This window comes from Streptococcus entericus DSM 14446 (genome assembly GCF_000380025.1).
GTDB lineage: Bacteria > Bacillota > Bacilli > Lactobacillales > Streptococcaceae > Streptococcus > Streptococcus entericus.
Genome location: NZ_KB904168.1, coordinates 1 through 25,500, shown reverse-complemented (window position 1 = coordinate 25,500; position 25,500 = coordinate 1). Strand labels below are relative to the sequence as shown.

The following is a 25,500-nucleotide window of genomic DNA, read 5'->3' as shown; positions in this document are numbered from 1 at the left end:
AGCTACATAAACGGTGGAATATCTCGCCTAGACTGCTTCGCTATTGATTATAGATGACTTTTCGTCTATACTTAGGGGTGAACACAATGTGATATTTACAATTCCACTTTGTGTGTGATAAACNATGTGCTTTTTGAGCCATAGTTTTCTCCTTTCGCTCTACAATAGGCTTGAACACCTTTATTGTATCGCGTTTGGAGTTTTTTTGGTATAACCTTCGATGCGCACCCGCATAGCGGGTGGTTTATTGGTCACGCACCTTCGGAGCGTGACGGACTTAAAGTCACATAATAAAATCGAGAGGCTGGGAGCTTTACCCAACCTCTCTACAAGAATCTTTCAAAACATGTTATAGCGAGCACATCATTTCTATGCTCAATTGATAACATCTGCTTGTCCGAAAAACTAATCCCTCACCCCATACTGGTAAGGTACGCCGAGGTGCTCCCGCAGGGTTTCACCGTCATAATCTTCATGGAAAATGCCACGTTCTTGGAGGATTGGGACGACTTCATCGACAAAGCGAGGCAAATCGTCGGCATAGACATCTGGCATGACCCAGAACCCGTCAGCTGCGCCTGCTTCAAACCAAACCGTCATGTGGTCAGCAATGTCCTCAGCATTCCCGACCGCTGTAGGGTGGTAATCAATCACCGAATGATAGACAATTTCCCGCAAGGTCCAGCCTTCACGCGCCACCTTGAGGACATTTTCTAGACGTGGGTCGCTGTAAGGAGTAACCTGTACGGCATCTAAGATCTCTGGCGCAATCGGGCGCTCAATATCGGCAGGCGTAAACTGGACGCCTAGCACGTAGCCGATATGGGCGATGCGTTGTAATAAAGTCTCACCGTCGATAAAGCTGGCGTGGCGCTCTAGCGCAGCTTTCTTGTCATCCGCTAGCAAGGGCATGAGCCCTGCGATAAATTTGATGTCATCAGGGTGTCGCCCATTGTCCACAGCAGCTTGACGAAGCGCCTGACGCATGGCTTGACCTTGCTCGATGGTCCAGACTTCACCGACAAAAACATTGGCATATTTACCCGCGTAGGCAATGCTATTTTCCGACCCACCCGAGTGGAAAATGACTGGCTGGCCTTGCTTGGACGGTGGGATTGGCAGAGTACCTGCTGTCTGCACATAGTCGCCTTTGATGCTAACAGCTTTGACATGGTCGTAGTCTGCAAATTCCTTGGTCTGGTGGTTGAGTTTAAGGGCGCCCTCTCCCCATGTTGCCCAGAGCTGTTGCACAGCTTCGGTAAATTCATAGGCCTTGCCATAGCGGTCAAAGCTAGGGGCTAGATTGACCCCGTAGGCATTGGCACTGACACCATTGGCCCCTGTGACCGCATTCCAAGCCACTCGCCCGTGCGTCAGCGCATCCAGCGTTTTGAACTGTCTAGCCAACTCATAGGGATTGGACCACGAGGTCGCCCGCGTGATTCCCAGACCGATACGTGAGGTCTGGCTGCCTATGATACTGGCAATCAGTAAAGGATCCAAGCCCATGGTCTGCATGTCGCTGTTATGCGCTGCCTTGGTACCCGGAAAATCACCAAAGAACATGAACTGGAACTTGCCTTTTTCAGCCAGCTGAGCCGCTTGAATATCGACTGAAAGATCTGGATACTCCGAGAGTTTGACCTCTGGGTCCATCCACGATCGAAAGTTTAAACCTGCCGCACCAAACATGGCGAGGCCAATCATCATTTGTTTCTTATCTGCCATCTTATACTAAATCCTCAATACCACTCATCAATTTGTCCATAATCACCGCCACAGGCTCAATCTTGTCAATCAGGGAAATCCCCAGACCAAAGGAAGCGAAGCCCTTGCTGAAATCGCCAAAGAGCATGCCATCACGCATCCCATTGTAGCCACGCTGAACCTCGAAAATCTCTTGCTCTGTTGCTCCTGCTTGACTCATTTCCAAGAGTTTGTTAGGAATGTCGCCCGGTAAAGAGCGGTAGTAGGCAGGTACTGTGCGGTAGAGCAGCAGGTCAGAAGCTGTCGCTTTGAGCGCCATTTCCTTGATGTTGTCCGCTAAAATGGCTTCTTTAGCCATCATGAAGGCTGTACCAACATAGAGCCCTTCCGCACCGAGGGCAAAGGCCGCACGAGCAGTGCGAGCATCCGCAATCCCACCAGCGGCCATGACAGGCACACGTCCTTTAGCCGCATCGACAATCATAGGAACTATAGAAAAAGTACCGATGACCTTCTCAGGTACTGTGCCCCCTTCATCGAAACCAGTTGCCACGATGATGTCAGCACCACCTTGGATGGCTTCCTCGGTGTTTTCAACGGTTGGCGTACCAGCACGAAAGACGACTTTAATGCCTTTTTCCTTGAATTTCGCTGTCCAAAAGGCGGAAAATTCACCGACCATGACTGCAACCTGAACCCCTTCTTCCACCATCAGCTCAAGCATAGGGCCTGTGAAGATATCGGTCAACTCATGACCAGGAGCGACGTTGATGCCCAGTGGCTTGTCCGTTATCTCGCGGGCGATACGGATTTCCCGCCGCATGTTTTCGATGGTTTCCTCCACCGTCGTTGCTGCAACGGTCTGCCCAGCACTGATGCCAAGAACTCCCAAGCCACCTGCGGCACTGACAGCGCCAGCGTATTGACCGTTGGTCAACCAAGCCAGAGGGCCTTGGATGATAGGTTTTTCAATCCCCAAAATGTCTGTAATCCGATTTGTCATCTGTTTTTCTCCTTTGTTTGTGATACAATAAGTCTAACAGCTGCTTGACCCCTTGCCAAGACGGCAATTAAAAGTGGTCTGGTACACTTTTTTGTACTTTTTGATAGAAAGGGCGTTTATGGTCAAAATTTGTCCTCAAGGATTTTTCCCAGAAGATTTGGAAAATCCAACTCCACTCTTTTTCCTCCTCTACACCCACACCCTGCTCTCTGGACGATGGAAACCCATGATTCTCGAGTTTTTGGACAAGGGTGCCCAGCGTTTCAGCAGTATCCAGAAGCATCTGGGCAATCTCTCCCAAGGTTCTCTAACCAAGCAACTCAAGGAAATGGAGGCTGACAAGCTCATCGCTCGTACAGTTTATCCAGAGGTCCCACCGCGTGTTGAGTATCACCTGACAGACAAGGGCAGAGACTTACTGCCTCTGCTTGAGCAGATGGTGGCATTTGGAGAGAGGTATCAGGGGGATGTCTCCACAAATATTAAAAGGTAGCGCAAGAGAACGCTACCTTTTATTTTCTCCACTACCATCATCAACAAAAGTCACCACATCATTTGGGCTACAGTCTAAAATCACACACAGTTTTTCTAGTGTTAATAAGGTAATATTTTTATTCTTTTTCAAACCATCCAGCGTCTTGTTATCAATACCTGCTTTCAGCAGTCGGTACTGAGAAATATTTTTGCGCTCCATGGTCGCCCAAAGTGGGGCAAAACTAATCATCAGACCGACTCCTTTCTGATTATTATTTTATCGTTCATGTGGTTATTTTCATATTGTGTTTATAAACACAATATGTTGCGCTTTGCTTGTGGATATATCCACAATATCAAAAAGGAGATGTTTCAATGAAACGACAATTACTAACACTTTCAGCCCTAGCGCTCACTAGTTTCGCTTTGGTAGCCTGTAACTCAACTAAAGAGGCATCAACTAAAGACAGCAGTCAGCCATCTGTTGTTAAGGCATCTAGCGAAACGTCCCAAAGCTCATCAGTCAAAACAAGTTCAACAAAAAAAGAGTATGCCCTCGGAGAGAAAATTAATCTAGAAGATAAGGCAGAAGTCACCATTAAATCAGTTGCTTATACTGACGAACGCAATCAATTTTCAGATGCTCAACCTGATAAAGTCATTGTCGTAACCTATGATGTGACCAATCTATCTGAGGATGACTACTTTGTTGGATCAGAATTAACACTCTACATCAATGGTAAAAAAATGGAGTCCTATCCTGTTGCGACTACTCTTGAAACAATTTCCGCTGGTCGAACTTATGAAAATGCCACTCAAGCCTTTGGTGTCTCAGAAACTGGCAAAGGTGAAATTGAAATAAAACCATCTTGGAGTTGGGGAACAAAACCTGTTGTTGTCGCCTTTACACTTGAATAATAAAAAATCGCTCCGCTGATGACGGGGCGATTTCTCGTGTTTATTAGAGATAGTTTAAATCCCTAGCATTTCATCTGTAAAATCGGCTACTGGTTTTTCCTTGTAAAATTCCATATCCTTCAAGCCAACCAGCTTAGTAATGAGACTAATTGGAAACTGATGAATAGCCGTGTTATACTCTTCTACTTGGTAGTTGTAAGAGAGTTTCCACTGGGCAAGATTGTTCTCTGTCTCAAAAATTTCCTGCAAGAGTCGTTCCACATTTTTGTTGGCCAAAAGTTCTGGCATGCCTCGTAAAAATTGTCCAAACTCTTCAGACGTCTCCACTTTACTGGATTTCATCACCGTTTTTTCTTCAGACCTACGGACTTTAGAAACTGATTTATTCAAATCAAGAATGGTTTCTTTTTCAAGACCTTGATGCTTATCAACAAAGCGGTTGGCCTTATCTAACAAAGCTTCGTTACGTTCTTCGATGATCTGAATATGGCTTTTACTAGCTTTTGCTGCTTGCTCGGTGCGCCGAATTTGGTTATATTGTGACACCATATGCCAGATTAAGCTGGTCACAAGACCTGCACCAACAAAGAATCCCGGAAAGGGTTCGACAACTGTCTCTGACTCTACAGGTGAGGCAAAGGAAAAGATGAGAACCCATAAAAGTGTTGATAAGATCACCACTCCAATGCCTTTTAGTAATTCAACAAGTATATTTTTCTTTTTCATTCGTATCCTTTTTCTTAAAATAAATCATCAAACAGACTAAGCTGGTTATCCTCTGGCAAACCTGCCAGAATCCCCATCTCAGTCATCTTATCCACCAGTGTTGATGATAAACCACCGCGTTTACGGAGTTCCGTTTTGGAGAGAAATTCCCCTTCGGCACGCGCCGCAACCAGCTGTTTAGCAACGTTTTCTCCCAGACCCTCAAGGGCGACAAAGGGCGGAATTAAGGTGTCGCCTTCAATCTGGAACTCGATGGCATCGCTCTTATAAAGATCGAGTTTGCCAAAGGTAAAGCCGCGCTCCAGCATCTCATTAACCAGTTCCAAGGTGGTGAACAGGTCATTTTCTACATTGCTGGCCTCATTATTTTTCTTCTTTTCTTGAATATCCGCCATGCGCGCCTTGACAGCTTCGAGGCCACCTGACATGGTTTTGAGTTCAAAAGCCTTGGCACGGATGGAGAAATAAGCACAGTAGTAGTAAAGCGGATGATGCACCTTGAAATAGGCCACTCGGAGCGCCATGAGCACATAGGCTGCTGCGTGGGCTTTGGGGAACATGTACTTGATTTTTCCACAGGATTCGATGTACCAGTCAGGCACATTGTTATCACGCATGGCTTGGATATAACCGTTGCGCTCCTCCTCAGAAATTTTCAGCCAAGCTCCTTTACGTACCCGCTCCATGATGTTAAAGGCCATCTTGGGCTCAAGTCCGGCGTGCATGAGGTAAACCATGATGTCGTCCCGACAACCGATAACGGTTTTTAGGGTAGCAATGCCCTCCTTAATCAGGTCTTGGGCATTACCCAGCCAAACGTCCGTTCCATGGGAAAGACCAGATAGCTGGAGCAACTCAGCAAAGGTGGTTGGATGGGTCTCATCCACCATTCCTCGAACAAAGTTTGTCCCAAACTCTGGAATGCCAAGCATCCCTGTCGCTGTCCCAATCTGCTCTGGGGTCACCCCCAAAACCTCCGTCCCAGAAAAGAGAGCCATAACCCCTGGGTCGTCAGCAGGAATATCCTTGGGGTCAATCCCTGACAGGTCTTGGAGCTTACGCACCATGGTCGGGTCATCGTGCCCCAGCACATCGAGCTTGAGCACGTTCTCATCAATATCGTGGAAGTTGAAGTGAGTGGTTTTCCAGCTAGCCGTGACATCATCAGCTGGGTACTGGACAGGGGTAAAGTCATAGACATCCATGTAGTCTGGAATAACAACGATACCACCAGGGTGCTGACCTGTCGTTCGTTTGACCCCTGCTGCCCCTTTGGACAGACGATCAACCTCAGCTTCAGGGTAAAATTTACCATAGTCGCGCTCATATCCACGGACAAAGCCGTAGGCCGTCTTATCCGCTACCGTACCCACTGTTCCTGCACGAAAGGCATAGTCATCGCCAAAAATATCTCGCACATCGTTGTGGGCAGACGGCTGGTCGTCTCCTGAAAAGTTCAAGTCAATATCAGGCACCTTGTCGCCATCAAACCCAAGGAAGGTTTCAAAGGGAATATCCTGACCATCCTTCTTATACCGAGTGCCACAATCTGGGCAGTCCTTGTTAGGCAGGTCATAGCCTGATCCGTAAGAACCGTCGGTGATAAATTCAGACTTCTGACAGTTCGGGCAGACATAGTGGGGCGGCATAGGGTTGACCTCGGTGATGCCAATCATGGTAGCGACAAAACTTGATCCAACCGAGCCCCGCGATCCGACCAGATAGCCTCGCTCGTTGGAGCGGTTCACCAACATCTGGGAGGCCAGATAAATCACGGCAAAACCGTTACCTAGAATGGAGGTTAGCTCCTTTTCAATCCGTAAATCAATAATATCTGGCAGGGGATTGCCATAAATTTCAAAGGCCTTTTGATAAGTCAACTCAGCAACGGTTTCCTCAGCTTTTTCAATGTAAGGGGTATAGAGGTCTTTTTTAACCACTTCGACCTCTTCAAATCGATCTAACAAGGCATTTGGAGCGGTGATAACAATCTCCCGCGCCAGCTCATTGCCCAAAAAGGCAAACTCGTCCAACATCTCGTTGGTGGTGCGGAAATGAGCCTTAGGCAGAGGAGCAGGCTGGGCATTCTCACCACGACCTATCGTCCAGTTAATCTGAGCCCCCTGCCCCAGACTGCGGACGATGATTTCACGGTAAATCTCGTGTTCAGGTTCGAGGTAATGAACGTTGCCTGTCGCAAGCACTGGCTTGTCCAACTGACGACCGATGTCAATCAGGTCTCGGATCAGCTCCTCAACCGCTGCCATATCCTTGATGTTATCCTTGGCAACCAAGGGGGCGTAAAGCGCAGGGGGCATCACCTCGATAAAGTCGTAATAGCCAGCAACCTTGAGGGCAGCCTCCTTCCCTTGGGAGAGCAGGGTGTCAAAGACCTCGCCTTCAGAGCAAGCCGTGCCCAGTATCAGCCCCTCGCGGTGCTCGTCCAAAACCGTCCGAGGAATCCGCGCTACGCCATCAAAATACTTGACGTTGGATAGACTGACGAGCTTAAAGATATTTTTCAGCCCGACTTGGTTGGTCACGTAGACCGTGGCATGCTTGACCTTGGCTTTCTTGTAGGAATCCTCTGCCACCAGCTTGGTATTGAGCTCCAGGAGATTAGTCAAGCCATGCTTTTCTCTGACCTCCGCTAGGAAGATAAAGAGCAACCGTCCTGTCGCCTCAGCATCGTAGTTGGCCATGTGGTGATGTTCCAGAGACACCCCAAACCGTTTGGTCAAGGCTGCTAAACCGTGACGCTTGTAGTCTGGGTAGAGGTTACGGGCAAATTCCAGCGTGTCAATCACTGGCTGGCTGATGAGTGGGAAACCGTAGCGTTCGTAGTTGGCATCCATAAAGCCTACGTCAAAGGTGGCATTGTGGGCGACGATGACAGACCCCTCACAGAAGGCCTGAAACTCAGCTAAGACCTGCTCAATCGGCTTAGCCCCTCGAACGTGGTTGTCAGTAATCCCCGTCAGCTCAGTGGTAAAGGCAGACAAGGGATGACCAGGATCAATGAACTCGTCAAACTGTTCAACAATGTTGCCTTTGTACATCTTGGAAGCTGCGATTTGGATCAGTTTATTGTGAACGGCAGACAGTCCTGTCGTCTCCACGTCAAAAACGACATAGGTCGCCTCGTGGAGGTCAACATCAGCGTCATTATAGGTGATGGGCACCTTGTCCTCAACGATATTGGCTTCAAGACCGTAGATGACCTTGATGCCGTTCTTATGGCCAGCATGGTAGCCATGGGGGAAACTCTGCACATTGCCGTGGTCGGTGATGGCAATCGCCTTGTGCCCCCACTTGGCAGCAGTCGCAATCAAGTCTTCAACCGTCGGTAGGGCATCCATGGTGGACATGTTGGTGTGGGCGTGGAACTCGACCCGCTTCTCCCCCTCTGGCATCAGATCTTTGCGTTCATGATGGACGATGGTTTTGACATCTTGCACATTCATGGTCAGGCTACGGGTGTAGGGGTTGTTCTCAATTTGCCCACGGACACGGAGCCAGGCTCCTTTTGCCACCATATCGTATTTTTTGAGTTCCTCATCGTCCTTGGCCCATTTTTGCAGGGCAAAACTGGAGGTGTAGTCGGTCATCTTGAAATTGATGATGTGGCGACCGGTCCGTGTGGTTTTCTTCTCCACATCAAAGACCACCCCTTCAAAGACAGGGCGCTCGCCCTCCATCTCCAGCGCCTCAATCATGGGCGTGATCTCTGCTTTTTCAAAGCCTGCTTGACGGGTCTTGGTGCGCTCCTTAAAGTCAAAGGCAGGCTTGACCTCTTCAGGCGGAGGCATGCTAGCTTCTAGGGATTTTTGGGCGGCAATAGCAGAGCTAGCAGCTTGGTTGATCAGCTCCTCACGGCTGGTCTCAAAGGAGCTGACCAGTGCTTCTGTGGTCTTGGCACAGGGCTCAAGGCGAACAGTCAATTTTGGAAAACCGAAGCCTTCCAGCTGCTGAACGAGATTAGGCAGATGCTTGTCCTGAAAATGCGCCAGCGATAAAAACTCAGGAGTCTCAATCACCAGCTGGTCGTCCTCATAGCGGACAGCTAACTGAGCAAAGGCTGCGCGAAAGCTAGCATGATTACAGGGAGAATAAGCAAAAGCCTCCCGATAATAAGCCTCCAAAACAGCCGCTGAGAAGCTCGGCTCATTGACCAAAATCTCTAAAGATACCCCAATGTCTGCTTGAGCAAAGGTGGTCTCCAGCAGTTGACGCAGGGTGCGGTAGTGCACAACAGGCAGCAACTGGTCAAACCCAAGACTAAAATCCCAGCGACGGCTCTGGCTATGCACCTGAACGCTGGCAATCTGCCCAGTCTGAAAAACCGATGTCGCCATCACCTCATCAGGCAAGGTTATCTGGCTCATCAACTGTCGAAATAAATCTGACATCGCATTCTCCTCTCTGCGGTTCTTATCGTGTTTAGTATTCCTATTTTACCATAATTTATCCTCTTGTCGTCGCCAAATGGTAGCACATGATAAAAAACCTTGCCAAAGATTGCTTTGACAAGGTGGTCATAGATTAAGTCATCAAGAGCTGATAGGCGTTTTGGGCGAGCTGCCTTTGTACCTGAACGACAGAGAGCTGTTTTAGGCTGGCTATGGTCTCAACGGTAGCAACAAGCAAATCTCTCATTTCCTGATAAGACAGCTGTTTAGCAACTAACCAGTCAAGTGCCGCTCTGCCATCGCTCTCTAACAACAGCCTCTCCAGTGGTACTTCACGCACCAACGCCTGAACGACAGGGTCTGTTAAGACCGCAGGGCCGATGGTAAAATAAGCCCCCAAGGCCAGATAATCTGCCACATAGGCCCTACAACTGTACCAATGCACAATGATAGGCACCTCAATCCCTTGTAAGAAACTGAGGATGTCACCTTCACAACCCTTGGTATGAAGGAGGAGGGGTTTCTGATGCTTAGCCGCCAAATCAAGAGACTGCAGGAAGCGGCGCTCCTGCACAGACAATGGTAAATCAGTCCAGACCCTATCTAGCCCAATCTCACCCACTAGCGTTGCTTGTTTAATCAGTTCTTCGTACTGGTTCTCAAAATCTTGCTCAAATCGGTCAGCTCGCCAAGGATGACAGCCAACACTGAGGGCAACTGGTAGCAGATGACCAGACTGATTTGCCAAATCAGCCTGCCACTGTGTGATCGTCTCATATTCTGCCAGACTAGATACATTAAGGCAGGGAATGATGCCGTATGTCTGATAAAATTTCAAATCCTCCAAAGACGCGACATGCGTGTGGCAATCATAGAATTGGTTCATTTGTCAAAGTCCCAAGGCCTGAAAGAGTTGCTCTTTGTAAGCCAAGTGTCTATCAGTTGGTAGCTGTCCGTCGTCTCGCTCGATGATCAGCTCTGCCATGACCCGACCAGGACGATGACGTAGGACATAGATGCGGTCGCTGAGCGTCAGAGCTTCATCAATGTCGTGGGTGATGAGGAGGGTCGACAACCCCAGCTCACGCTGGGTGTCCAGATACCAGCCATGAAGCTCCCGCTTGGTCAGGGCATCAAGGGCAGAAAATGCCTCGTCCAACAAGAAGAGCTTGTGCTTGAAGAGGTAGGTGCGAAGCAACGCTACCCGCTGCCGCATGCCGCCGCTCAATTCCTGCGGGTAGCGGTCTTGGTAGTCCAGTAGCCCAAACCGCTCCAAGAGTTGTCTGGCTTCATCGTAGGCTTCTGCTTTTTTGACGCCTTTGATAATGAGAGGCAGGGCGACATTTTTCAGAACCGTCTTGTGCTCTAGGAGCAGGTCTTTTTGAAGCATGTAGCTGACCTTGCCGACAAAATCCCTGCTCCCATCAATTGTTATCTCCCCCTCTTGTAGAGCTTCAATCCCTGCAATCAGGTTAAAAAGGGTGGTCTTGCCAACACCGCTAGTGCCGATGAGGGCAACAATCTCTCCTCGTTCGACCGTCAAGTCAATGTCTGCCAGCACTGCTTGTTTACCATAGGCGTGGGAGACGCCTGTTACGTTTAGCATACTCATCAGTCGAGGTAGTCGTTGCTGAAGCCTTGGTCCGCCTTGAGCGGGGTTTCGGTCAGCTTGTTGTCATTGACCCAGCTGTAGAAGGCACTCCAGCGGTCAGGCGAGATGTAGCCCCACTTGTCCTTGTTCGTCGCATACTGGGTGGCCAGATACGCTTGAGAAGCGATGATAAAGTCTTCTTGCCCTTGCAATTCTGGGACATGCTTGATGAGGATTTTAGCAGCTTCTTCTGGGTTGTCCATGGCGTATTGGTAGCCCTTTTTGATGGCAGAAAGGACTTTTTTGGCTTCCTCTGGATGTTTCTCCAGATAATCATTGTTGGCGATGATGACAGGCGTATAGTAGTCCAGCTCTGCGACATAGTCTTTCAGGTAGAAGAAGTTGGTCTTCATGCCCTGCGATTCCGCCATCACACCGTCCCAAGCGTAGAAAATCCACGCCATATCAAAGAGCCCGTTTTCCATAGCCGTGATGGAGTTGCTGTCGGTATTTGGCACTAGCTCCACAGACTTGACATCCGCCCCCTGTTTCGTCAAGAGGGTCTCAATCATGGCCAGCTCAATCGGGTCATTCCAAGTGCCGTATTTCTTGCCAGCCATGTCTTTTGGCTGGGTTACACCTGCTTTTTCCGTCGAAATAACACCTGAGGTATTGTGCTCGATGATGGCCGCAACAGCCGTTATCGGCGCCCCCTTAGACAGCTTGTTAGCCATGCTGTCTTGGAAGTAAATGCCAAAAGGCGCCTTGTTGTTGATGATGAGGTCAGACGAGCTGTCTTCTGGCGGCAGCTTGATGTCTAGGTTGATGCCGACTTCGTCGAAATAGCCGAGCTCCTTAGCCACATAGAGACCTGTGTGGTTGGTGTTGGGTGTCCAGTCGAGGATAAAATCGACTTTCTTGAGGTTCGACTGAGCTGTTTCTTGCCCAGACGAGCAAGCCACTAAACAGAGGGTTCCGATAAAGGCCACGAGGGCAGTAAGCAGTTTTTTCATTTCTTTTCTCCAATGTATTTCCATTTCATAAGGTATTTTTCACTCCACTTGACCAGCTGCATGGAGCCGAGACTGACCAGAGAGGTCAAGAGAATAATCGCAAACATGGTGTCGTACTGAAAGAGCTTTTTAGTCCGAATCATATAGACCCCAAGCCCCTCAAAGCCTCCCAGCCACTCGGACACGACCGCTGAGATAAAGGCATAGGACACGCTGACCCGCAAGCCCGCATAAAAATAACTAAGACTAGTCGGGATTTTCACATGCCAGAGGATTTGCCATTTACTGGCATTCATCAGCCTCAGCAGCTGGATGGTATCCTCATCTGCTTGACGAAAGCCATCCAAAATCGCCACCACGATAGGAAAGGTCGTGGTCAGGACAATCAGGACAATCTTAGGCGCCATACCATAGCCCAACCACAGCACCAAAATCGGCGCAATCGCAATGGTTGGCACTGTCTGCGTAATGACAAGAAGCGGATAGATTGCCTTGTGAAAAAGGGGAAAGGCATCCATGACAAGGGCCAGCAAGCAGGCGATGACCACCCCATAACTCAAGCCCACCATCGCTTCTAAGAGCGTCACCTTGGTGTGAAACATCAGCTGGTCACTGTTTCGCACAAAGGCTTGCAGGATTTGAAGAGGTGTCGGCAGGATAAACTTGGGTAGCAAGCCAAACTGACCCGCCAGCTCCCAGACCACCAAAAGACCGATGATGGTCAAAAGACTTACCCAGCGGTCAAGTATACTGGTCGATTTTTTCTGCAATGCTTAAAATCCTTCCGTAATTGATTTTCACATTGGCAAAGACGTTGTCACAATCCTTACCAGCTAGTTCAATCGCTCCTTTGAGGGTCGCCATCAACTCCTCATAGTCTCCCTCGATGACCGTCTCAAAGGGCGTCACAACCACATCTGGATGACGGCTCTTGAGATAGGCAATCACCCCATCAATGGTCGCCAAGCGTTCCTGCGTCCCCAAGGGCAGGATTTGCAGGGCGATACTGGCATTTAACACAAAAAAACCTCCTATATCCATGATACGGGAAGTTAGTTTGAACACGCAAAAAATCCAAGTGATTTCTTCCCTACGCTGGCATGACCCAGATCAGGTGCGGTCGCAACTACCAGTTGCCTCTCAGCCTGTTCACAGACTCCCGTAAACTTATTATAGCATGTCTAGATTCGTTTAGCAAGCATTTTTTTGTGAATTTGTGATTATCTTTTTGATACTTCGTGTTCAAAGAAATATCTTTTGTCACAAGCCTGAATTTCAGAAAGTAAACAGATAACCTGTGGATAAGATCTACAACCATCAAGATGGATACCAGTATCGTCAACGTCATCGCAAGTCCAATGTCCAGTTCTTTTCCGATGTCATGTGACTATTTTTGGCGTTCCTTGTCAATCAGGCGTTGAGTCATCAGCTACCAATCCCCAGCTAAGCAAGGACAACTTAATTTTCCTGACGCCCATGTTCAGTAACTGCGACAACTCACGTCACTTGAAGACACTTTCTAAGAAGGTGCAGAGAGCTCTGTTAGCCGCTATAATGGTGGATGAGATGGGGAGACAATCATTAATTCGTCAGAATACTTTTTCGCCACACTTCCCTAAATGTTAGCATTGAGGGTGAAACAGTCTACCAGACGATTCACTCCCACCTCCGCATAGGGGTGAGTTGCTGTGCCCTTCTCAGGTTTTCCCGTCCTGAACCCCTCAACCACTGTGCCTTGATTAAATGGCGATAGTAACATTTTTATCTCAGCCTGAGCTTAAAAATCAGGATGTAAAAGGAAGAGCTTCTAAAATTTCAATTCGATCTTTTTTCTATCCTTTAGAACATGATTGGAAAGAAAGAGCATGCTGAACATTTAAAAATTACAGTTCTTTGACTCGCTTGGGCAAAAAGAGGCTAACCTGTGTAAAGTGGTCTTTTTCAGAGGTAATTTCCATATGATAGTCCTTGCCAAATTGCAGAGCTAGGCGCTGATCAACATTTTTAAGACCAACTCCTCCTTGATGGACGGTTTTTGTTGTCCCAGTTGCCTTATTTTGACTATCCATCCCTTTACCGTTATCGCGAATATCAATGCGTAGGTGCTCTGCTGTTTCCCTAACAGTAACTTCAATTAGCCCATCACGCTCGACTTCCTTGATACCGTGGTAAATGGCATTTTCGACAATCGGCTGTAAAATTAACTTGGGTACTTGATAGTCTGCATAGGCTGGCAATTCATGGAGTTCATAGTTGAGCTTATGGCCATAGCGCTGCTTTTGAATAAAGAGATACTGACGAACATGTTCCATCTCATCCTTAAGACAAATTTGCTCATTGCCATTATTGAGAGCTATGCGAAAATATTTTGCCAATGCCTTGGTAATGTCCACCACGCGCTTGCGGTCATTGAATTCTGTCATCCAAACAATTGTATCTAGCGTATTGTAGAGGAAATGAGGGTTGATTTGACTGGCTAATGCCACCAGCTCATACTCCCGAATATCCTGCTCTTGTTGCTTGACAGAAGCCATGAGAGCGTCAATTTGATCCAGCATTTTATTGAAATAGCGCGACAAATCTAACAGTTCAGCCGTTCCCACTTCCTTGGCACGCAGGTGTGACTGCCCCTGCCCGACTGCCAAAATAACCTCCTGCAAGTCACGAATCGGTTTTAACCAGATACGAATGACCAAAGCTGAACCCAAGCCAGAAATCAAGAGGGCAACCAAGCCCGCTCCCAAAAAGGCGTATAGGATTTGATGACGAACCATGTGAAGTTCATCAAGAGACGATACCCCAACCAAGGTCCACTGGCTGTCTGGAATTTCAATCTGATAGACGAATTCTTTTTTAGAAGAGGTATAGCCATTTTCCACTGCCAAGTATGGCTGCATCGCATCCATCTCTTCCTTAGAGGAATAGACTTCTTTTTTTGGATGATAGACAAACTCTTTCTGAGAATTGACAATAAAAGCGAAACCTGTATCGCCTAATGTTAGTTGATCCAGATAGTTTTCTAACCTACTATAGTCAATATCCAGTCGTAGTACTCCCTTATTGTTGCCCTCGCTGTCCTCAATCTCTCGTGTAATCGAAATAACCCATTGTTCTCCCTTTTGGGTCAGAGATTCCTTATGAGCAGGGGTCAAAACAGGCATGGCTTTCTGGTCAATGGCTGCTTGATACCAAGATTCCGCCATCATATCACTAGAGGTTTTCATGGTGAGCTGGCTATCTGTCGAAACCACCTGACCTTCTTTGGTCACTAAGACGGCAGAGACCAAATCAACATCTCCCATAAGCAAGCTATTCATCAAAAAGAGCAAATCCTCTTTGTGATCTTCATCAGGATGAGCAATATACTCTTTCAGTAACCGATTCTCTGCCAAACTATTGGTTGTCTGCTTTAGCTTGTTCAGATAGGAAGTAATGAATGAGCCACTCTGCTGCAAACTATCGCGCGTTTTCTGCTCGATTAGATGCCCAATTTCAGTAGAACTCGTCTGATAATAGAAGGTTCCGACCACCCCAAGGAGAGCCATCATCACTAAAAAACTATAGAGAAATAATTGCACTGCCAAGGAATGTTTTCTCATTCACCTTCCCCTTTCCGAAATTGTCTCGGTGTCACACCAACTGTCTGCTTGAAGCGTTGAGAGAAATAATTGATATCCCAAAAGCCAACTTTTTCAGCAATTTCATAAATTTTTAAATCGGTTGTCAACAATAAGAATTTCGCTTGCCGCATTCGTTCTTGGTTGAGATAATCCTGAAAACTCATCCCCACGTCCTTCTTGATGAGAACGCTAAGATAATTGGGGCTAAAGCCTAGTTCATCTGCCAGATGCTTGAGCGAAAAATCGCTGTCACCTAAATGGTCGCGAATCTTTTTCTGCAAGTCCGAATAGTCTTCATGTCTGATGTACTTTTCCAACTTTTCTTTTTTTACATCTTGATCTAACTTATCTTGGATTTTTGATAAAATGCCTTCCACATCTGCCTTACTAAAGGGCTTGAGTAGATAATCATCTGCGCCCAGCTTGAGTGCAGAAAGAGCATAGTCAAACTCATCATAGCCTGTCAAAAAAACAAGATGACATGCTGGGCGCTCTTCTTTAATCAATTGTGCTAATTGAATTCCGTTCATTTTGGGCATATTGATGTCTGTCAAGACGATATCAAATGGTTGGTCTTGGAAGAGTTCCCAAGCCTTGCGGCCATCTTCTGCCTCAGCAACACGGTCAATTTGAAATTTTTTAAAATCAATCAAAGAACAAATACCTTGTCGAACAAGGTATTCGTCTTCTACTATCAGTATAGAATAAATGGTCTTCACCTTCTTTTGTTCGCTTTGTCCTTATTATAACAGAAAGACTAGACATAGGCTAGGAGGTAACCATATCCTTTAGCTTCCATCTCTGCTTTCGGGATAAATCTAATCGATAAGCTATTGATACAGTAGCGAAGACCTCCCTTATCTTCTGGTCCATCTGTAAAGACATGCCCTAGGTGGGAATCCCCAACGCGACTCCGTACTTCCGTCCGTATCATATTGTAGCTTGTATCTTCTTTATAACGAGCGACGTCCGGGCTAATAGGTCGAGAGAAACTTGGCCAACCACAGCCTGATTCAAACTTATCCTTGGAAGAAAAGAGGGGTTCTCCTGTCACAACATCCACATAGATACCATCTTCAAACTGATCCCAATAACGATTGGAGAAGGCTCTCTCTGTAGCATTGTTTTGGGTGACGTCGTACTCTTCCTTGGTTAATTTTTTCTTAATTTCTTCATCACTTGGCTTTTTATATTTACTTTCATCGATGACAGGGTAAACCGCATCATTGACATTGATATGACAGTAGCCATTTGGATTTTTCTTGAGGTAATCTTGATGATAGTCTTCTGCTAAGACATAGTGATCAAGTGGTACATTCTCAACCACGATAGGCTTGTCAAATTTCTGACTTAGTTCGTTTAAGGCTTGTTTGATGATCGGCTCATCCTCTTTATCTGTATAGTAGATACCTGTTCGATATTGACTTCCGACATCATTGCCTTGCTTGTTTTTGCTTGTTGGATCAATGATACGGAAGTAATGCAGGAGCAAGTCACGCAAAGTGATTTCACTCTTGTCGTACTGAATGTGAACAGTCTCTGCATGCCCTGTCTGACCAATTAACTTGTAGTTGGTGGTACCACTCTTACCGTTGGCATAGCCAACCGTGACATCTACCACTCCATCTACCCGTTCAAAGTAGGCTTCCACTCCCCAAAAGCACCCTCCTGCCAGATAAATTTCCTTTAGATTTTCAGGGGCCACCTTAGACTTATCCTTTAATTGACGTTCTGTACTTGTTTGCTTGACAGTTGGAGCTGTACTCATCTTCTCACTATCGGTCTTTGACCCCATCTTCAGAAAGATAAAAGCCGATAAGACAATGAGCCCTAAAATAGTCACTCCTACTAAAAATGATTTCAGTTGAGGTTGCATACACTGACCTCCATTTCTTTATTATTTAATCGTTTCAAGCGTTTGAACAATATCTGCTTTCTCCATATGACCAGGCATCACCTTTGCAACAACACCATCACTCCCAATGAACGCAGAGGTCGGATAGACACGAACACCGTATTCTTCAATCAGTTTTCCACTTGGATCTAAGAGGACTGGCAAGTTCTTGTGCCCAAGTTCTTTGTACCATTTCTTAAACTCTTCTTCTGATTGTTCGCCTTTTTTATTAGGAGAAACAACTGAGAGAATGACCGTGTCTGCCGGTGCATCCTTGGCTAAGCCATCGACTTCTTCTAATCCAGCTAAGCAGATAGGACACCATGATGCCCAAAACTTGAGATAGACTTTTTTCCCCTTAAAATCAGACAAGGTATAGGTTTTTCCATCCACACCCATCAAACTAAAATCGGATGCTTCTTTGCCATCATTCATCTGTTGATTATCTTGTTTGTCTGCCATTTTAGCTGTTTCTGCCTTTTGATCATCTGTTTTTGTTTGCGTAGAGCAGGCTGCTAACAAGCCTGTACAAGCTAAAGCGATTGTCAGTAGTTGGAGTTTTTTCATAAACGTCCCCCTTAATTCTTTTCTCCATCTGACATCTTGTCGTCTTCCATCTTGTCATCAGACATGTTATCGTCTGACATCTTATCATCTTTCATGTTGTCATCGGACATCTTGTCGTCTTTCATATTATCATCTGACATGCTGTCGTTTTTCATTTTGTCGTCGGACATCTTGTCGTCTTTCATATTATCATCTGACATGCTGTCGTTTTTCATTTTGTCGTCGGACATCTTGTCGTCTTTCATGTTATCGTTTTTCATTTTGTCGTCGGACATCTTGTCCTTTTTCTCCATCATAGAGGACTCGTCTGTCTTTTTATTATCAGATTTAGGCTGGGGTGAGCAAGCTGCTAAGAAAGTACCGCAAGCAAGTAAGATAGCGACTGTTTGTAATTTTTTCATGATATGTGTACTCCTTTATGTAAAATAGTTAGTTAAAAATTGTTTCGAAAAATGCAGTAATGGCATCGACCTTTCCTAAAACGAGGATAATTCCCATTAGGATAATCAAGGCCCCACCGACCTTTTTCATGGTGACCATGTGTGGTTTTAGTTTATTAAACTGTTTGACAAGGGCAGAGCTTGACAAAGTGATGAGTAGAAATGGCAAAGACAAACCCAGTGTATAAACCAGAAGCAAAAGCCCCCCTTGTACCGAACTGCCCCCGCCTGAAGCAGCCAATCCTAGAACAGAGCCTAGCACAGGGCCAACACAAGGGGTCCAGCCAAAGCTAAAGGTTAAGCCCAATAAAAATGCTGACAAGACACCATTTTTAGTTTGGAAATTAAAGCGAAGCTGTTTCTGTTTTTGCAGGCTAGCAATGTTAATCCATTCCATCTGGTGGAGCCCAAGAACAATAATGATCAGCCCCATGACCACTCTAAAAGTTGGGCTGTTGAACAGACTTCCCAGACTGGCTGCACCAAAACCCAGTAACAGAAAAACAGAAGACAAACCAGCCATAAAGGCTAAGGTCTTGAGCAAGCTGTACCAGTTAATAGAAAAACCAAAGAAGGAAACTGTTCGCTCCTTGCTCTCATCCAGCAAAATCCCCAGATAGACGGGCAAAAGCGGAAAGATGCAGGGAGAAAAGAAAGATAAGATCCCAGCTACAAAAACTGAAAACATGAAGACAAGTGAGGTTCCCATTCGTAACTCCTTTCTAACTTATTTCGCTTGACATATTCAGTATAAACCAGTCTCTCGAAAAAAAATATAGACAATCCCCTTCAAAAACTCGAATTTGGTATGCTATTTTCTCTATCGGACATGTATAAAATGCTGAAATAAAATGTTCTCTCAGTTAAAAAATGAGAACACTTATGTGCTCTCATTTACCTAATCACTTGATTATCTTGTCTTCCACAGACAGGCAAGGTAAAAATATCCTCATCAAGCTCCTTTTGGGGGACTTTAAAGTCTTCAAAGACCATCATCTACAACTGCAAAATACCTGAAAAAGAGCTTAAAATCATAGATTTTTAAAAAGCCCTTAGTTGTAGTTTCACCACCGCCTCGGTCCTAGTGGTATGCAGAAGTGCAACAATCCTAATAACTGTTGAAGCCCGGGCTCAAGAAACAAGAATAACGAGTGGATTACCTGCGAACCAGTTTCACCACCGCCTCGGTCCGTGCAGTATGGGGGAGTGAAATGGTCTGGGAAGAGACCATTTCAGCCCGAGCCTAGAAATGTAAAAGCGAGGGAGCTATTTACGTACCAACTTCACCACCGCCTCGGTTCGTGCGGTATGCGGAAACATATCAACGGACTGGATATACTTGACCTCGTAGACCTCGCTCAGCTTGACCAAGTCCCGCGCCAAGGTCGAGACATTACAGGAGACGTAGACCATTTTTTCAGGGGCATAGCGGAGCACAGTATCAAGAAGCCTGTCATCCAAGCCAGTCCTCGGTGGGTCGACGACAAGGGCTGTGGCACGGTAGCCTGACGCATACCATTTCGGAATGATGTCCTCAGCCTTGCCTGCTTCGTAGTAGGTATTATCAAAGCCCATGGCTGCTGCATTTTGCCTAGCATCTGCGATGGCTTCTGGGATAATGTCCATGCCACGGACGCTTCTCACCTTATCCGCAAAGGCAAAGCCAATCGTCCCAACCCCACAGTAGGCATCGATCAGGTCATCGTCCGCCGTCACATCCAAGGCCTTCACCGCTTCACCATAGAGGACATTGGTTTGCTGGGGATTGAGCTGGTAAAAGGCTCGAGGAGACAGGGCAAAGCCGTAGGCCAACACCTCTTCCTGAATGGTCTCCTGCCCCCAGACAATCTCTGTCTGCTCGCCATAAATCTCGCTGGATTTGCTGGTGTTGAGGTTGATCGCTACGGTCTTGATTTCTGGGTAAGCGGTGGTCAAGTCCGTGATCACCCCTGTCAGTCTGACCGCTTTACTGGTGACAAAAATCAGCTGAACCTGATCGGTCGCTACTGCCCGACGCACCATGACCGTCCGCACCCCTGCGACTTTTCGCTCATTGTAGATGGGCACCTTGTGCTTGTCCAGTAGCCGAACCGTGCTGTTGATGATGTCCTGCGTCAGTTTATCCTGCACTAGACAGTCCTTGATGTCAATCAAGCGGTGACTGCCCTCAGCATAAAGCCCCGCCTTGACCGAACCGCCAAAAGAACGGGTCTGAAACTGCAACTTGGCACGGTAGTGAACGGGCTTGTCCATGCCGATGGTCGGGCGAATGTCGTAAGCCTCATAGCCTCTGGGCTGGAATTTTTTCAGTGCCTGACGGAGCAAATCCGTCTTAAACTCCAGCTGCTTGTCATAGCGAAGGTGCATGATTTGACAACCACCGCAAGCCTCGTAAATCGGACAGGCTGGCTGCACCCGAAACTTGGACGACTTGTTCACACTCAGAATCTTGGCTTCGACAAAATTTTTCTGCACCTGCGTGACCTGACAATAAACCTCCTCACCTTTCAGGGCACCCTTGACAAAGACCAAGGTTTTCTTGTAAAACCCAATTCCTTCACCGTTAATCCCCATCCGCTTGATTTTCAAGGGAAAACGTTGTTTTTCTCGTAATAGCATAGGTTTATTGTACCACTTTGTCCTAGTAAATACCACGGAAAACGTGGTATAATGACAGAAAAGGAGACCGCCATGACCAACTTAAATCCACATGATTTCCCCAAAGTCCTCGCCCCCTACTTGGCAGGAGCAAGCATCAAGGATTGTAGTTCTCACTCAACTGCCACTGTCTGGGCATTGAGTACAGGCTATTTTTTGAAGGTGGACGCCCCAACCGCACTGGCTCGTGAAGCCCAGTGGGCGGATTGGTTCTTCCAGCAGGGACTGGGGGTTGAAGTCGTACTTTATATCACTGACGATCGTGATTACCTGCTGACCAGAGCTGGCGACGGGCAACCTGCCTACGCCTACCTTGACCGTCCTGAGCAGCTCTGCTATGCTCTAGCCAAAACCCTGCGCGCCCTTCATGACCGACCAAAGCCTCCCATAGGGGACGACAATCGCCTAGCGGACTACCTGAACACCGCCAAGGCTAATGCCAAGGCTGGTAGTTTCTGGGCTAAGGCCCTCCTGCCTCGATTTGGCATTAGTTGCCGTGAAGAGGCTTACGCCCTCATAGCAGAGCAACAAGACCTCTTACAGGCTGACACTTTGATTCATGGGGATTACTGCCTGCCAAATGTCCTCTTTGATGACCAGCTCAACGTAACCGCCCTGATTGACTTGGGGTTGGCTGGTCTATCCGACCGCCACATCGACCTCTACTGGGCCATCTGGTCACTCAACTATAACCTGGGAACAGACCAATATAGCGATACTTTTTTGGACCATTACGGTCGGGACTTGGTTAACGACGACAAATTGACATTGATTGCTGCTATTGAAGCTTTTGGATAAATAAAAAACTAGAACTTATGATACAAACAGTTCTAGTTTTTCGTTTAACTTAGCAGATTTATACCAGTTCTATGGGGCTTGTTTAATCCAACAACTTCTGCAATTCCTGAGCCAAGAGTTCTTGAGCCACTTGTGGGTTGGCTTGACCTTTAGTAGCTTTCATGAGGAAGCCTGTAAAGGCCTTGTCGGCGTTGCGCTTGCCTGACTTGAAGTCTGCAACGGCTTTTTCCTGCTGGACAAAGACCTCGTGAATAATCGGAATCAAGACGGCTGGGTCAGAAATCTGCACCAAACCTGCTTGCTCAACGTAGGTTTTAGCTGAGCCCCCGTTTTTAGCCAGATGGACAAAGACTTTTTTGGCGATTTTTGAGGAAATGGTGCCATCGTCGATCAAGGTCAACATCTCAACCAAATTGTCTGGGGTCAAGGCAATCTTATCCAGAGTGGTTTGCTCATTGTTGAGGTATTGAGCAACATCGCTCTGAAGCCAGTTGGAGACCAGTTTAGCATTACCACCAATAGCGACAGCTTGTTCAAAGAAATCAGAGGTTACCTTGGTCGCTGTCAACTGACCAGCATCGTAGGCGGTCAGTCCCAGCTCTGCTATGTAGCGAGCCCTGCGAGCGTTTGGAAACTCAGGAAGCTCCTTGCGCATAGCCTCAATCCAAGCGTCATCAATCTCGTAAATCGGCAGGTCAGGCTCGGGGAAGTAGCGGTAGTCGGCGGAGCCTTCTTTGACCCGCATGAGGATGGTTTCGCCACTGGCCTCATCATAACGGCGGGTTTCCTGACGAATCTCACCGCCTGAACGGAGGATTTTGGCCTGACGTTCAATTTCAAACTGCAAGCCCTTGCGAACAAAGTTGAAGGAGTTGAGGTTTTTGAGCTCGGTCTTGGTGCCAAATTTTTCCTGACCATAAGGGCGCAGGGAAATGTTGGCGTCTACCCGCATGGAGCCCTCCTCCATCTTGACATCAGAAATGCCGGTGTACTGGATAATCTCCTTGAGGGCAGTCAGGTAAGCATAGGCCTCCTCCGGGCTGCGCATATCCGCCTCAGACACAATCTCAATCAGAGGCACACCCTGACGGTTGAGGTCAACATAGGAATAGCCGTCTGTCCCGTGGGTATTTTTCCCAGCATCTTCTTCCAGATGAGCACGTTCGACACGGATTTTCTTGGTTGATCCGTCCTCCAGTTCAATCTCAATCCAGCCGTTATAGCCAATTGGCTCATCAAACTGAGAAATTTGGTAGGCCTTGGGGTTATCAGGGTAGAAATAATTCTTGCGGTCAAAGTGCATGACCTGATGAATCTGCATGTTGAGCGCGAGAGCTGCCTTAATCCCTGCATCAATGACGCCCTTGTTCATGACAGGAAGCACTCCAGGGAAGGACCAGTCAATCACGTTGGTGTTGGCATTTGGCTCTTGCCCAAAATGCGCAGACGAGGACGAGAAAATCTTGGAATTGGTGTTCAATTCGACGTGGACTTCCAATCCAATAATGGTTTCAAAATTCATTAGGCGTCACCTCCAAAAATCACCGGCTGCTTGGTGTGGTGGTCAGTTGTGGCTTCAAAGGCTGCAGCTGCTTGGTAAATCAGGGCTTCGCTGTATTTAGGCCCAATCAGTTGTAGACCGACAGGCAAACCGTCCACAAAACCTGACGGGATGGAAATGGCTGGCAGACCTGCCAGGTTAACTGGAATAGTTAACAAGTCAGCCAGGTACATGGCCAAAGGGTCGTGATTTTGTGTACCCAAACCATAAGCCACATCAGGAGCCGTCGGTCCCAAAATCAAGTCATAGTCTGCGAAGACCTGCTCAAAATCACGGATAATCAAGGTTCGCACCTGTCCAGCCTTTTTGAAGTAGGCATCATAGTAACCTGATGACAGGCTAAAGGTGCCCAGCATAATCCGACGCTTCACTTCCTCGCCGAAACCTTCGCTCCGCGATTTAACATAAAGCTCCTCAAGGTTGGTCACCTCAGGCGTACGATAACCGTAGCGGATGCCATCAAACCGTTGAAGGTTACTGGAAGCCTCAGAGGAGGCGATGATGTAGTAGACCGCTACACCATACTTGCTATGAGGTAGGCTGACGTCTTCCACGATAGCCCCCAGACTTTCAAAGTGCTTGGCTGCGGTTAGAATATTTTCTTTAATGGCTGGTGAAATGCCTTCTCCCAGATACTCCTTAGGTAGAGCAATTTTCATCCCCTTAATGTCTCGTCCGATAGTGGCTGTAAAATCGCTGAGTCCCTTAGCTGTTGATGTGGCATCACGCTTGTCATGACTAGCAATCACGTTGAGCAACTGAGCATTTTCCTTGACCGTTGGTGCAAATGGACCAATCTGATCCAGCGAAGACCCAAAGGCAATCAGACCATAACGAGAAACACGACCGTAGGAAGGCTTCATACCGACCACTCCATTAAAAGCCGCTGGCTGGCGAATAGAGCCTCCCGTATCAGAACCCAGCGATAAACGCACTTGACCAGAAGCCACCGCTGTCGCTGAACCACCAGATGACCCTCCAGCTACCTTGGTCTGGTCCCAAGCATTTTTGGCAGGCTTGAAGGCTGAGTTTTCATTAGACCCTCCCATCGCAAACTCATCCATATTGGTCTTGCCGATGACAATCATGTCCTTAGCATAGAGGTTCTCAACTGCTGTTGCATCAAAAATCGGCTCATAATTTTCCAGCATTTTGGAGGCCGCTGTCGTGAGGATACCCTTAGTAGAAATATTATCCTTGACCGCTACAGGGATGGCAGCCATGACGTTAGTGGCATCAATGCCTTGCTCGTCCAGACGACGAGCAGCCGCTAGCGCCTTTTCCTCATTGAGACTGAGAAAGGCACCTGTTGCCTCTTCTCGGCTCTTGATATCCTCAAAAGTTGCTTGGGTTAACTCAAGGGCAGAAATTTCTTTCTTGACCAAGAGGTCATGCAAGTCATCTATTGTCTTGTGATTAAAGGTCATTAAGCATCACCTCCACCGTCCAGCATAGCTGGAACCTTGATCAAATTGTTCTCGTGGCTAGGTACATTTTTGAAGAGCTCTTCACGATTCCAGCCCTTCTCTGCCACATCGTCACGCATGACATTTCTAGTCTCGGCCATAGTGGTGGTCGCTGGCACACCAGTGGTATCAACTTCTTTTAGTAACTCTACCATATCAACAATTTTAGACAGAGTCATTGCAAAGTTTTTTGTTTCTTCATCAGTAAAAGCTAGTTTAGATAACTTTGCCACATGACGGACATCAGTCTCTGAAATCTTCATTCCTTTCCTCCATTTCAAAGTTTCTCTATAATTATAGCATATTTTCGATGAACACAACAGAATGGAAATTAGGAACAAATGCACTCAATGATGAAAAAGCTATCAGTCAACTAGACAAAGTTTTGATTCATACACATATTCAAATAGTGAAAAATTAAACAGCTAGTAATATGAAAAAAAGAGAACACATCAGTCCTCTTAAAATCTTATTATTTATAAAAACACTCCGTACGGGATTCGAACCCGTGTTACCGCCGTGAAAAGGCGGTGTCTTAACCCCTTGACCAACGGAGCATATCTCTCACTCACTGAGTGAATGGGCACGAGTGGACTCGAACCACCGACCTCACGCTTATCAGGCGTGCGCTCTAACCACCTGAGCTACGCGCCCA

At 47.1% G+C, this 25,500-nt stretch carries 23 protein-coding genes, 2 tRNA genes, 1 pseudogene and 1 riboswitch; of the genes and pseudogenes, 3 read left to right on the top strand and 23 right to left on the bottom strand.

All coding sequences use genetic code 11. The features are described from left to right. Nucleotides 1-43: 43 nt before the first annotated feature. From A3GW_RS11485 to A3GW_RS0106240, 3 genes and pseudogenes are all read right to left on the bottom strand, one after another. Nucleotides 44-142 (bottom strand): annotated as a pseudogene (locus A3GW_RS11485) (transposase); the annotation flags it as partial. Nucleotides 143-405: 263 nt separating this feature from the next. Continuing rightward, on the bottom strand, nucleotides 406-1,728 hold the full coding sequence (locus A3GW_RS0106245) for an NtaA/DmoA family FMN-dependent monooxygenase (RefSeq protein WP_018368443.1): 1,323 nt from the start codon (nucleotides 1,726-1,728) through the stop codon (nucleotides 406-408). 1 nt (nucleotide 1,729) lies between these two features. After that, the gene (locus tag A3GW_RS0106240; RefSeq protein WP_018368442.1) at nucleotides 1,730-2,710 is read right to left on the bottom strand and encodes an NAD(P)H-dependent flavin oxidoreductase; all 981 of its coding nucleotides are present in this window, start codon (nucleotides 2,708-2,710) and stop codon (nucleotides 1,730-1,732) included. A 118-nt stretch (nucleotides 2,711-2,828) separates the two neighbouring features. Here A3GW_RS0106240 and A3GW_RS0106235 point away from each other — a divergent pair, with 118 nt between their 5' ends. Further along, a complete protein-coding gene (locus tag A3GW_RS0106235; protein ID WP_018368441.1) occupies nucleotides 2,829-3,203 on the top strand; it encodes a winged helix-turn-helix transcriptional regulator in 375 nt (124 codons plus the stop codon). Nucleotides 3,204-3,215: 12 nt separating this feature from the next. Here the strand turns inward: A3GW_RS0106235 and A3GW_RS0106230 are convergent, their stop codons facing one another. Further along, nucleotides 3,216-3,434 (bottom strand): helix-turn-helix domain-containing protein, encoded by a 219-nt coding sequence (locus A3GW_RS0106230; protein ID WP_018368440.1) that lies wholly within the window; start codon nucleotides 3,432-3,434, stop codon nucleotides 3,216-3,218. Between the two features lie 125 nt (nucleotides 3,435-3,559). On the opposite strand from A3GW_RS0106230, the gene A3GW_RS0106225 reads away from it, so the two are divergent. Next, nucleotides 3,560-4,102 (top strand): hypothetical protein, encoded by a 543-nt coding sequence (locus A3GW_RS0106225; RefSeq protein ID WP_018368439.1) that lies wholly within the window; start codon nucleotides 3,560-3,562, stop codon nucleotides 4,100-4,102. 54 nt (nucleotides 4,103-4,156) lie between these two features. Here A3GW_RS0106225 and A3GW_RS0106220 read toward each other — a convergent pair whose 3' ends face one another. The 14 genes from A3GW_RS0106220 to rlmD form a co-directional block, all read right to left on the bottom strand. Continuing rightward, nucleotides 4,157-4,828: a LemA family protein gene (locus A3GW_RS0106220; protein WP_018368438.1), complete on the bottom strand. Its 672-nt coding sequence runs from the start codon at nucleotides 4,826-4,828 to the stop codon at nucleotides 4,157-4,159. A gap of 14 nt (nucleotides 4,829-4,842) precedes the next feature. Continuing rightward, on the bottom strand, nucleotides 4,843-9,237 hold the full coding sequence (locus A3GW_RS0106215) for a PolC-type DNA polymerase III (RefSeq protein WP_018368437.1): 4,395 nt from the start codon (nucleotides 9,235-9,237) through the stop codon (nucleotides 4,843-4,845). A gap of 133 nt (nucleotides 9,238-9,370) precedes the next feature. Beyond that, nucleotides 9,371-10,123 (bottom strand): TatD family hydrolase, encoded by a 753-nt coding sequence (locus A3GW_RS10905; RefSeq protein WP_018368436.1) that lies wholly within the window; start codon nucleotides 10,121-10,123, stop codon nucleotides 9,371-9,373. A gap of 3 nt (nucleotides 10,124-10,126) precedes the next feature. Continuing rightward, entirely contained in the window at nucleotides 10,127-10,849 is a 723-nt protein-coding gene (locus tag A3GW_RS0106205) for an ABC transporter ATP-binding protein (RefSeq protein ID WP_018368435.1), read from the bottom strand. After that, nucleotides 10,849-11,841: an ABC transporter substrate-binding protein gene (locus A3GW_RS0106200; protein WP_018368434.1), complete on the bottom strand. Its 993-nt coding sequence runs from the start codon at nucleotides 11,839-11,841 to the stop codon at nucleotides 10,849-10,851. The genes A3GW_RS0106205 and A3GW_RS0106200 overlap by 1 nt, the downstream gene beginning before the upstream one ends. Next, complete coding sequence (locus A3GW_RS0106195; RefSeq protein ID WP_018368433.1) at nucleotides 11,838-12,611, bottom strand: ABC transporter permease; 774 nt, start codon at nucleotides 12,609-12,611, stop codon at nucleotides 11,838-11,840. Before A3GW_RS0106195 ends, A3GW_RS0106200 begins: the two co-directional genes overlap by 4 nt. Then, on the bottom strand, nucleotides 12,583-12,882 hold the full coding sequence (locus tag A3GW_RS0106190; RefSeq protein WP_040798615.1) for a thiamine-binding protein: 300 nt from the start codon (nucleotides 12,880-12,882) through the stop codon (nucleotides 12,583-12,585). Before A3GW_RS0106190 ends, A3GW_RS0106195 begins: the two co-directional genes overlap by 29 nt. Nucleotides 12,883-12,911: 29 nt before the next feature. Then, nucleotides 12,912-13,014, bottom strand: a riboswitch (TPP riboswitch). A gap of 710 nt (nucleotides 13,015-13,724) precedes the next feature. Then, nucleotides 13,725-15,440 carry a cache domain-containing sensor histidine kinase gene (locus tag A3GW_RS0106185; protein WP_018368431.1) on the bottom strand — a complete coding sequence of 572 codons (1,716 nt, stop codon included), beginning with the start codon at nucleotides 15,438-15,440 and terminating at the stop codon, nucleotides 13,725-13,727. Further along, complete coding sequence (locus A3GW_RS0106180) at nucleotides 15,437-16,171, bottom strand: response regulator transcription factor (RefSeq protein WP_026216626.1); 735 nt, start codon at nucleotides 16,169-16,171, stop codon at nucleotides 15,437-15,439. Before A3GW_RS0106180 ends, A3GW_RS0106185 begins: the two co-directional genes overlap by 4 nt. 47 nt (nucleotides 16,172-16,218) lie before the next feature. Next, nucleotides 16,219-17,337, bottom strand: a complete 1,119-nt coding sequence (msrB, locus tag A3GW_RS0106175; protein WP_018368429.1) for a peptide-methionine (R)-S-oxide reductase MsrB — start codon at nucleotides 17,335-17,337, stop codon at nucleotides 16,219-16,221. Nucleotides 17,338-17,358: 21 nt separating this feature from the next. Further along, nucleotides 17,359-17,922: a redoxin family protein gene (locus tag A3GW_RS0106170; protein WP_018368428.1), complete on the bottom strand. Its 564-nt coding sequence runs from the start codon at nucleotides 17,920-17,922 to the stop codon at nucleotides 17,359-17,361. Nucleotides 17,923-17,933: 11 nt separating this feature from the next. After that, nucleotides 17,934-18,323, bottom strand: coding sequence for a hypothetical protein (locus A3GW_RS0106165; RefSeq protein ID WP_018368427.1), 390 nt, complete (start codon nucleotides 18,321-18,323; stop codon nucleotides 17,934-17,936). Nucleotides 18,324-18,351: 28 nt separating this feature from the next. Beyond that, a complete protein-coding gene (ccdA2, locus tag A3GW_RS0106160; protein ID WP_018368426.1) occupies nucleotides 18,352-19,071 on the bottom strand; it encodes a thiol-disulfide oxidoreductase-associated membrane protein CcdA2 in 720 nt (239 codons plus the stop codon). A 557-nt stretch (nucleotides 19,072-19,628) separates the two neighbouring features. After that, complete coding sequence (rlmD, locus tag A3GW_RS0106150) at nucleotides 19,629-20,981, bottom strand: 23S rRNA (uracil(1939)-C(5))-methyltransferase RlmD (RefSeq protein WP_018368424.1); 1,353 nt, start codon at nucleotides 20,979-20,981, stop codon at nucleotides 19,629-19,631. Nucleotides 20,982-21,053: 72 nt separating this feature from the next. On the opposite strand from rlmD, the gene A3GW_RS0106145 reads away from it, so the two are divergent. Then, entirely contained in the window at nucleotides 21,054-21,818 is a 765-nt protein-coding gene (locus A3GW_RS0106145; protein ID WP_018368423.1) for an aminoglycoside phosphotransferase APH(3'), read from the top strand. 82 nt (nucleotides 21,819-21,900) lie between these two features. Here the strand turns inward: A3GW_RS0106145 and gatB are convergent, their stop codons facing one another. From gatB to A3GW_RS0106120, 5 genes are all read right to left on the bottom strand, one after another. Further along, nucleotides 21,901-23,340 carry an Asp-tRNA(Asn)/Glu-tRNA(Gln) amidotransferase subunit GatB gene (gene gatB / locus A3GW_RS0106140; protein WP_018368422.1) on the bottom strand — a complete coding sequence of 480 codons (1,440 nt, stop codon included), beginning with the start codon at nucleotides 23,338-23,340 and terminating at the stop codon, nucleotides 21,901-21,903. Further along, complete coding sequence (gene gatA / locus A3GW_RS0106135) at nucleotides 23,340-24,806, bottom strand: Asp-tRNA(Asn)/Glu-tRNA(Gln) amidotransferase subunit GatA (RefSeq protein ID WP_018368421.1); 1,467 nt, start codon at nucleotides 24,804-24,806, stop codon at nucleotides 23,340-23,342. The genes gatB and gatA overlap by 1 nt, the downstream gene beginning before the upstream one ends. Further along, nucleotides 24,806-25,108, bottom strand: a complete 303-nt coding sequence (gatC, locus tag A3GW_RS0106130; RefSeq protein ID WP_018368420.1) for an Asp-tRNA(Asn)/Glu-tRNA(Gln) amidotransferase subunit GatC — start codon at nucleotides 25,106-25,108, stop codon at nucleotides 24,806-24,808. Before gatC ends, gatA begins: the two co-directional genes overlap by 1 nt. A gap of 222 nt (nucleotides 25,109-25,330) precedes the next feature. Next, nucleotides 25,331-25,402 (bottom strand) — tRNA-Glu (locus A3GW_RS0106125). Between the two features lie 23 nt (nucleotides 25,403-25,425). Continuing rightward, nucleotides 25,426-25,499, bottom strand: a tRNA-Ile gene (locus A3GW_RS0106120). Nucleotide 25,500 lies beyond the last annotated feature (1 nt).

Excerpts from the sequence above, each read along its gene's own strand:
- A3GW_RS0106220 (WP_018368438.1), bottom strand. The coding sequence starts at position 4,828 with ATGAAAAAGAAAAATATACTTGTTGAATTACTAAAAGGCATTGGAGTG.
- A3GW_RS0106190 (WP_040798615.1), bottom strand. The coding sequence starts at position 12,882 with ATGGATATAGGAGGTTTTTTTGTGTTAAATGCCAGTATCGCCCTGCAA.
- A3GW_RS0106235 (WP_018368441.1), top strand. The coding sequence starts at position 2,829 with ATGGTCAAAATTTGTCCTCAAGGATTTTTCCCAGAAGATTTGGAAAAT.
- ccdA2 (WP_018368426.1), bottom strand. The coding sequence starts at position 19,071 with ATGGGAACCTCACTTGTCTTCATGTTTTCAGTTTTTGTAGCTGGGATC.
- A3GW_RS0106170 (WP_018368428.1), bottom strand. The coding sequence starts at position 17,922 with ATGAAAAAACTCCAACTACTGACAATCGCTTTAGCTTGTACAGGCTTG.
- A3GW_RS0106215 (WP_018368437.1), bottom strand. The coding sequence starts at position 9,237 with ATGTCAGATTTATTTCGACAGTTGATGAGCCAGATAACCTTGCCTGAT.
- A3GW_RS0106245 (WP_018368443.1), bottom strand. The coding sequence starts at position 1,728 with ATGGCAGATAAGAAACAAATGATGATTGGCCTCGCCATGTTTGGTGCG.
- A3GW_RS0106240 (WP_018368442.1), bottom strand. The coding sequence starts at position 2,710 with ATGACAAATCGGATTACAGACATTTTGGGGATTGAAAAACCTATCATC.
- rlmD (WP_018368424.1), bottom strand. The coding sequence starts at position 20,981 with ATGCTATTACGAGAAAAACAACGTTTTCCCTTGAAAATCAAGCGGATG.
- A3GW_RS0106205 (WP_018368435.1), bottom strand. The coding sequence starts at position 10,849 with ATGAGTATGCTAAACGTAACAGGCGTCTCCCACGCCTATGGTAAACAA.
- msrB (WP_018368429.1), bottom strand. The coding sequence starts at position 17,337 with ATGCAACCTCAACTGAAATCATTTTTAGTAGGAGTGACTATTTTAGGG.
- A3GW_RS0106230 (WP_018368440.1), bottom strand. The coding sequence starts at position 3,434 with ATGATTAGTTTTGCCCCACTTTGGGCGACCATGGAGCGCAAAAATATT.
- gatB (WP_018368422.1), bottom strand. The coding sequence starts at position 23,340 with ATGAATTTTGAAACCATTATTGGATTGGAAGTCCACGTCGAATTGAAC.
- gatA (WP_018368421.1), bottom strand. The coding sequence starts at position 24,806 with ATGACCTTTAATCACAAGACAATAGATGACTTGCATGACCTCTTGGTC.
- A3GW_RS0106225 (WP_018368439.1), top strand. The coding sequence starts at position 3,560 with ATGAAACGACAATTACTAACACTTTCAGCCCTAGCGCTCACTAGTTTC.
- A3GW_RS10905 (WP_018368436.1), bottom strand. The coding sequence starts at position 10,123 with ATGAACCAATTCTATGATTGCCACACGCATGTCGCGTCTTTGGAGGAT.
- A3GW_RS0106200 (WP_018368434.1), bottom strand. The coding sequence starts at position 11,841 with ATGAAAAAACTGCTTACTGCCCTCGTGGCCTTTATCGGAACCCTCTGT.
- A3GW_RS0106165 (WP_018368427.1), bottom strand. The coding sequence starts at position 18,323 with ATGAAAAAATTACAAACAGTCGCTATCTTACTTGCTTGCGGTACTTTC.
- gatC (WP_018368420.1), bottom strand. The coding sequence starts at position 25,108 with ATGAAGATTTCAGAGACTGATGTCCGTCATGTGGCAAAGTTATCTAAA.
- A3GW_RS0106145 (WP_018368423.1), top strand. The coding sequence starts at position 21,054 with ATGACCAACTTAAATCCACATGATTTCCCCAAAGTCCTCGCCCCCTAC.
- A3GW_RS0106185 (WP_018368431.1), bottom strand. The coding sequence starts at position 15,440 with ATGAGAAAACATTCCTTGGCAGTGCAATTATTTCTCTATAGTTTTTTA.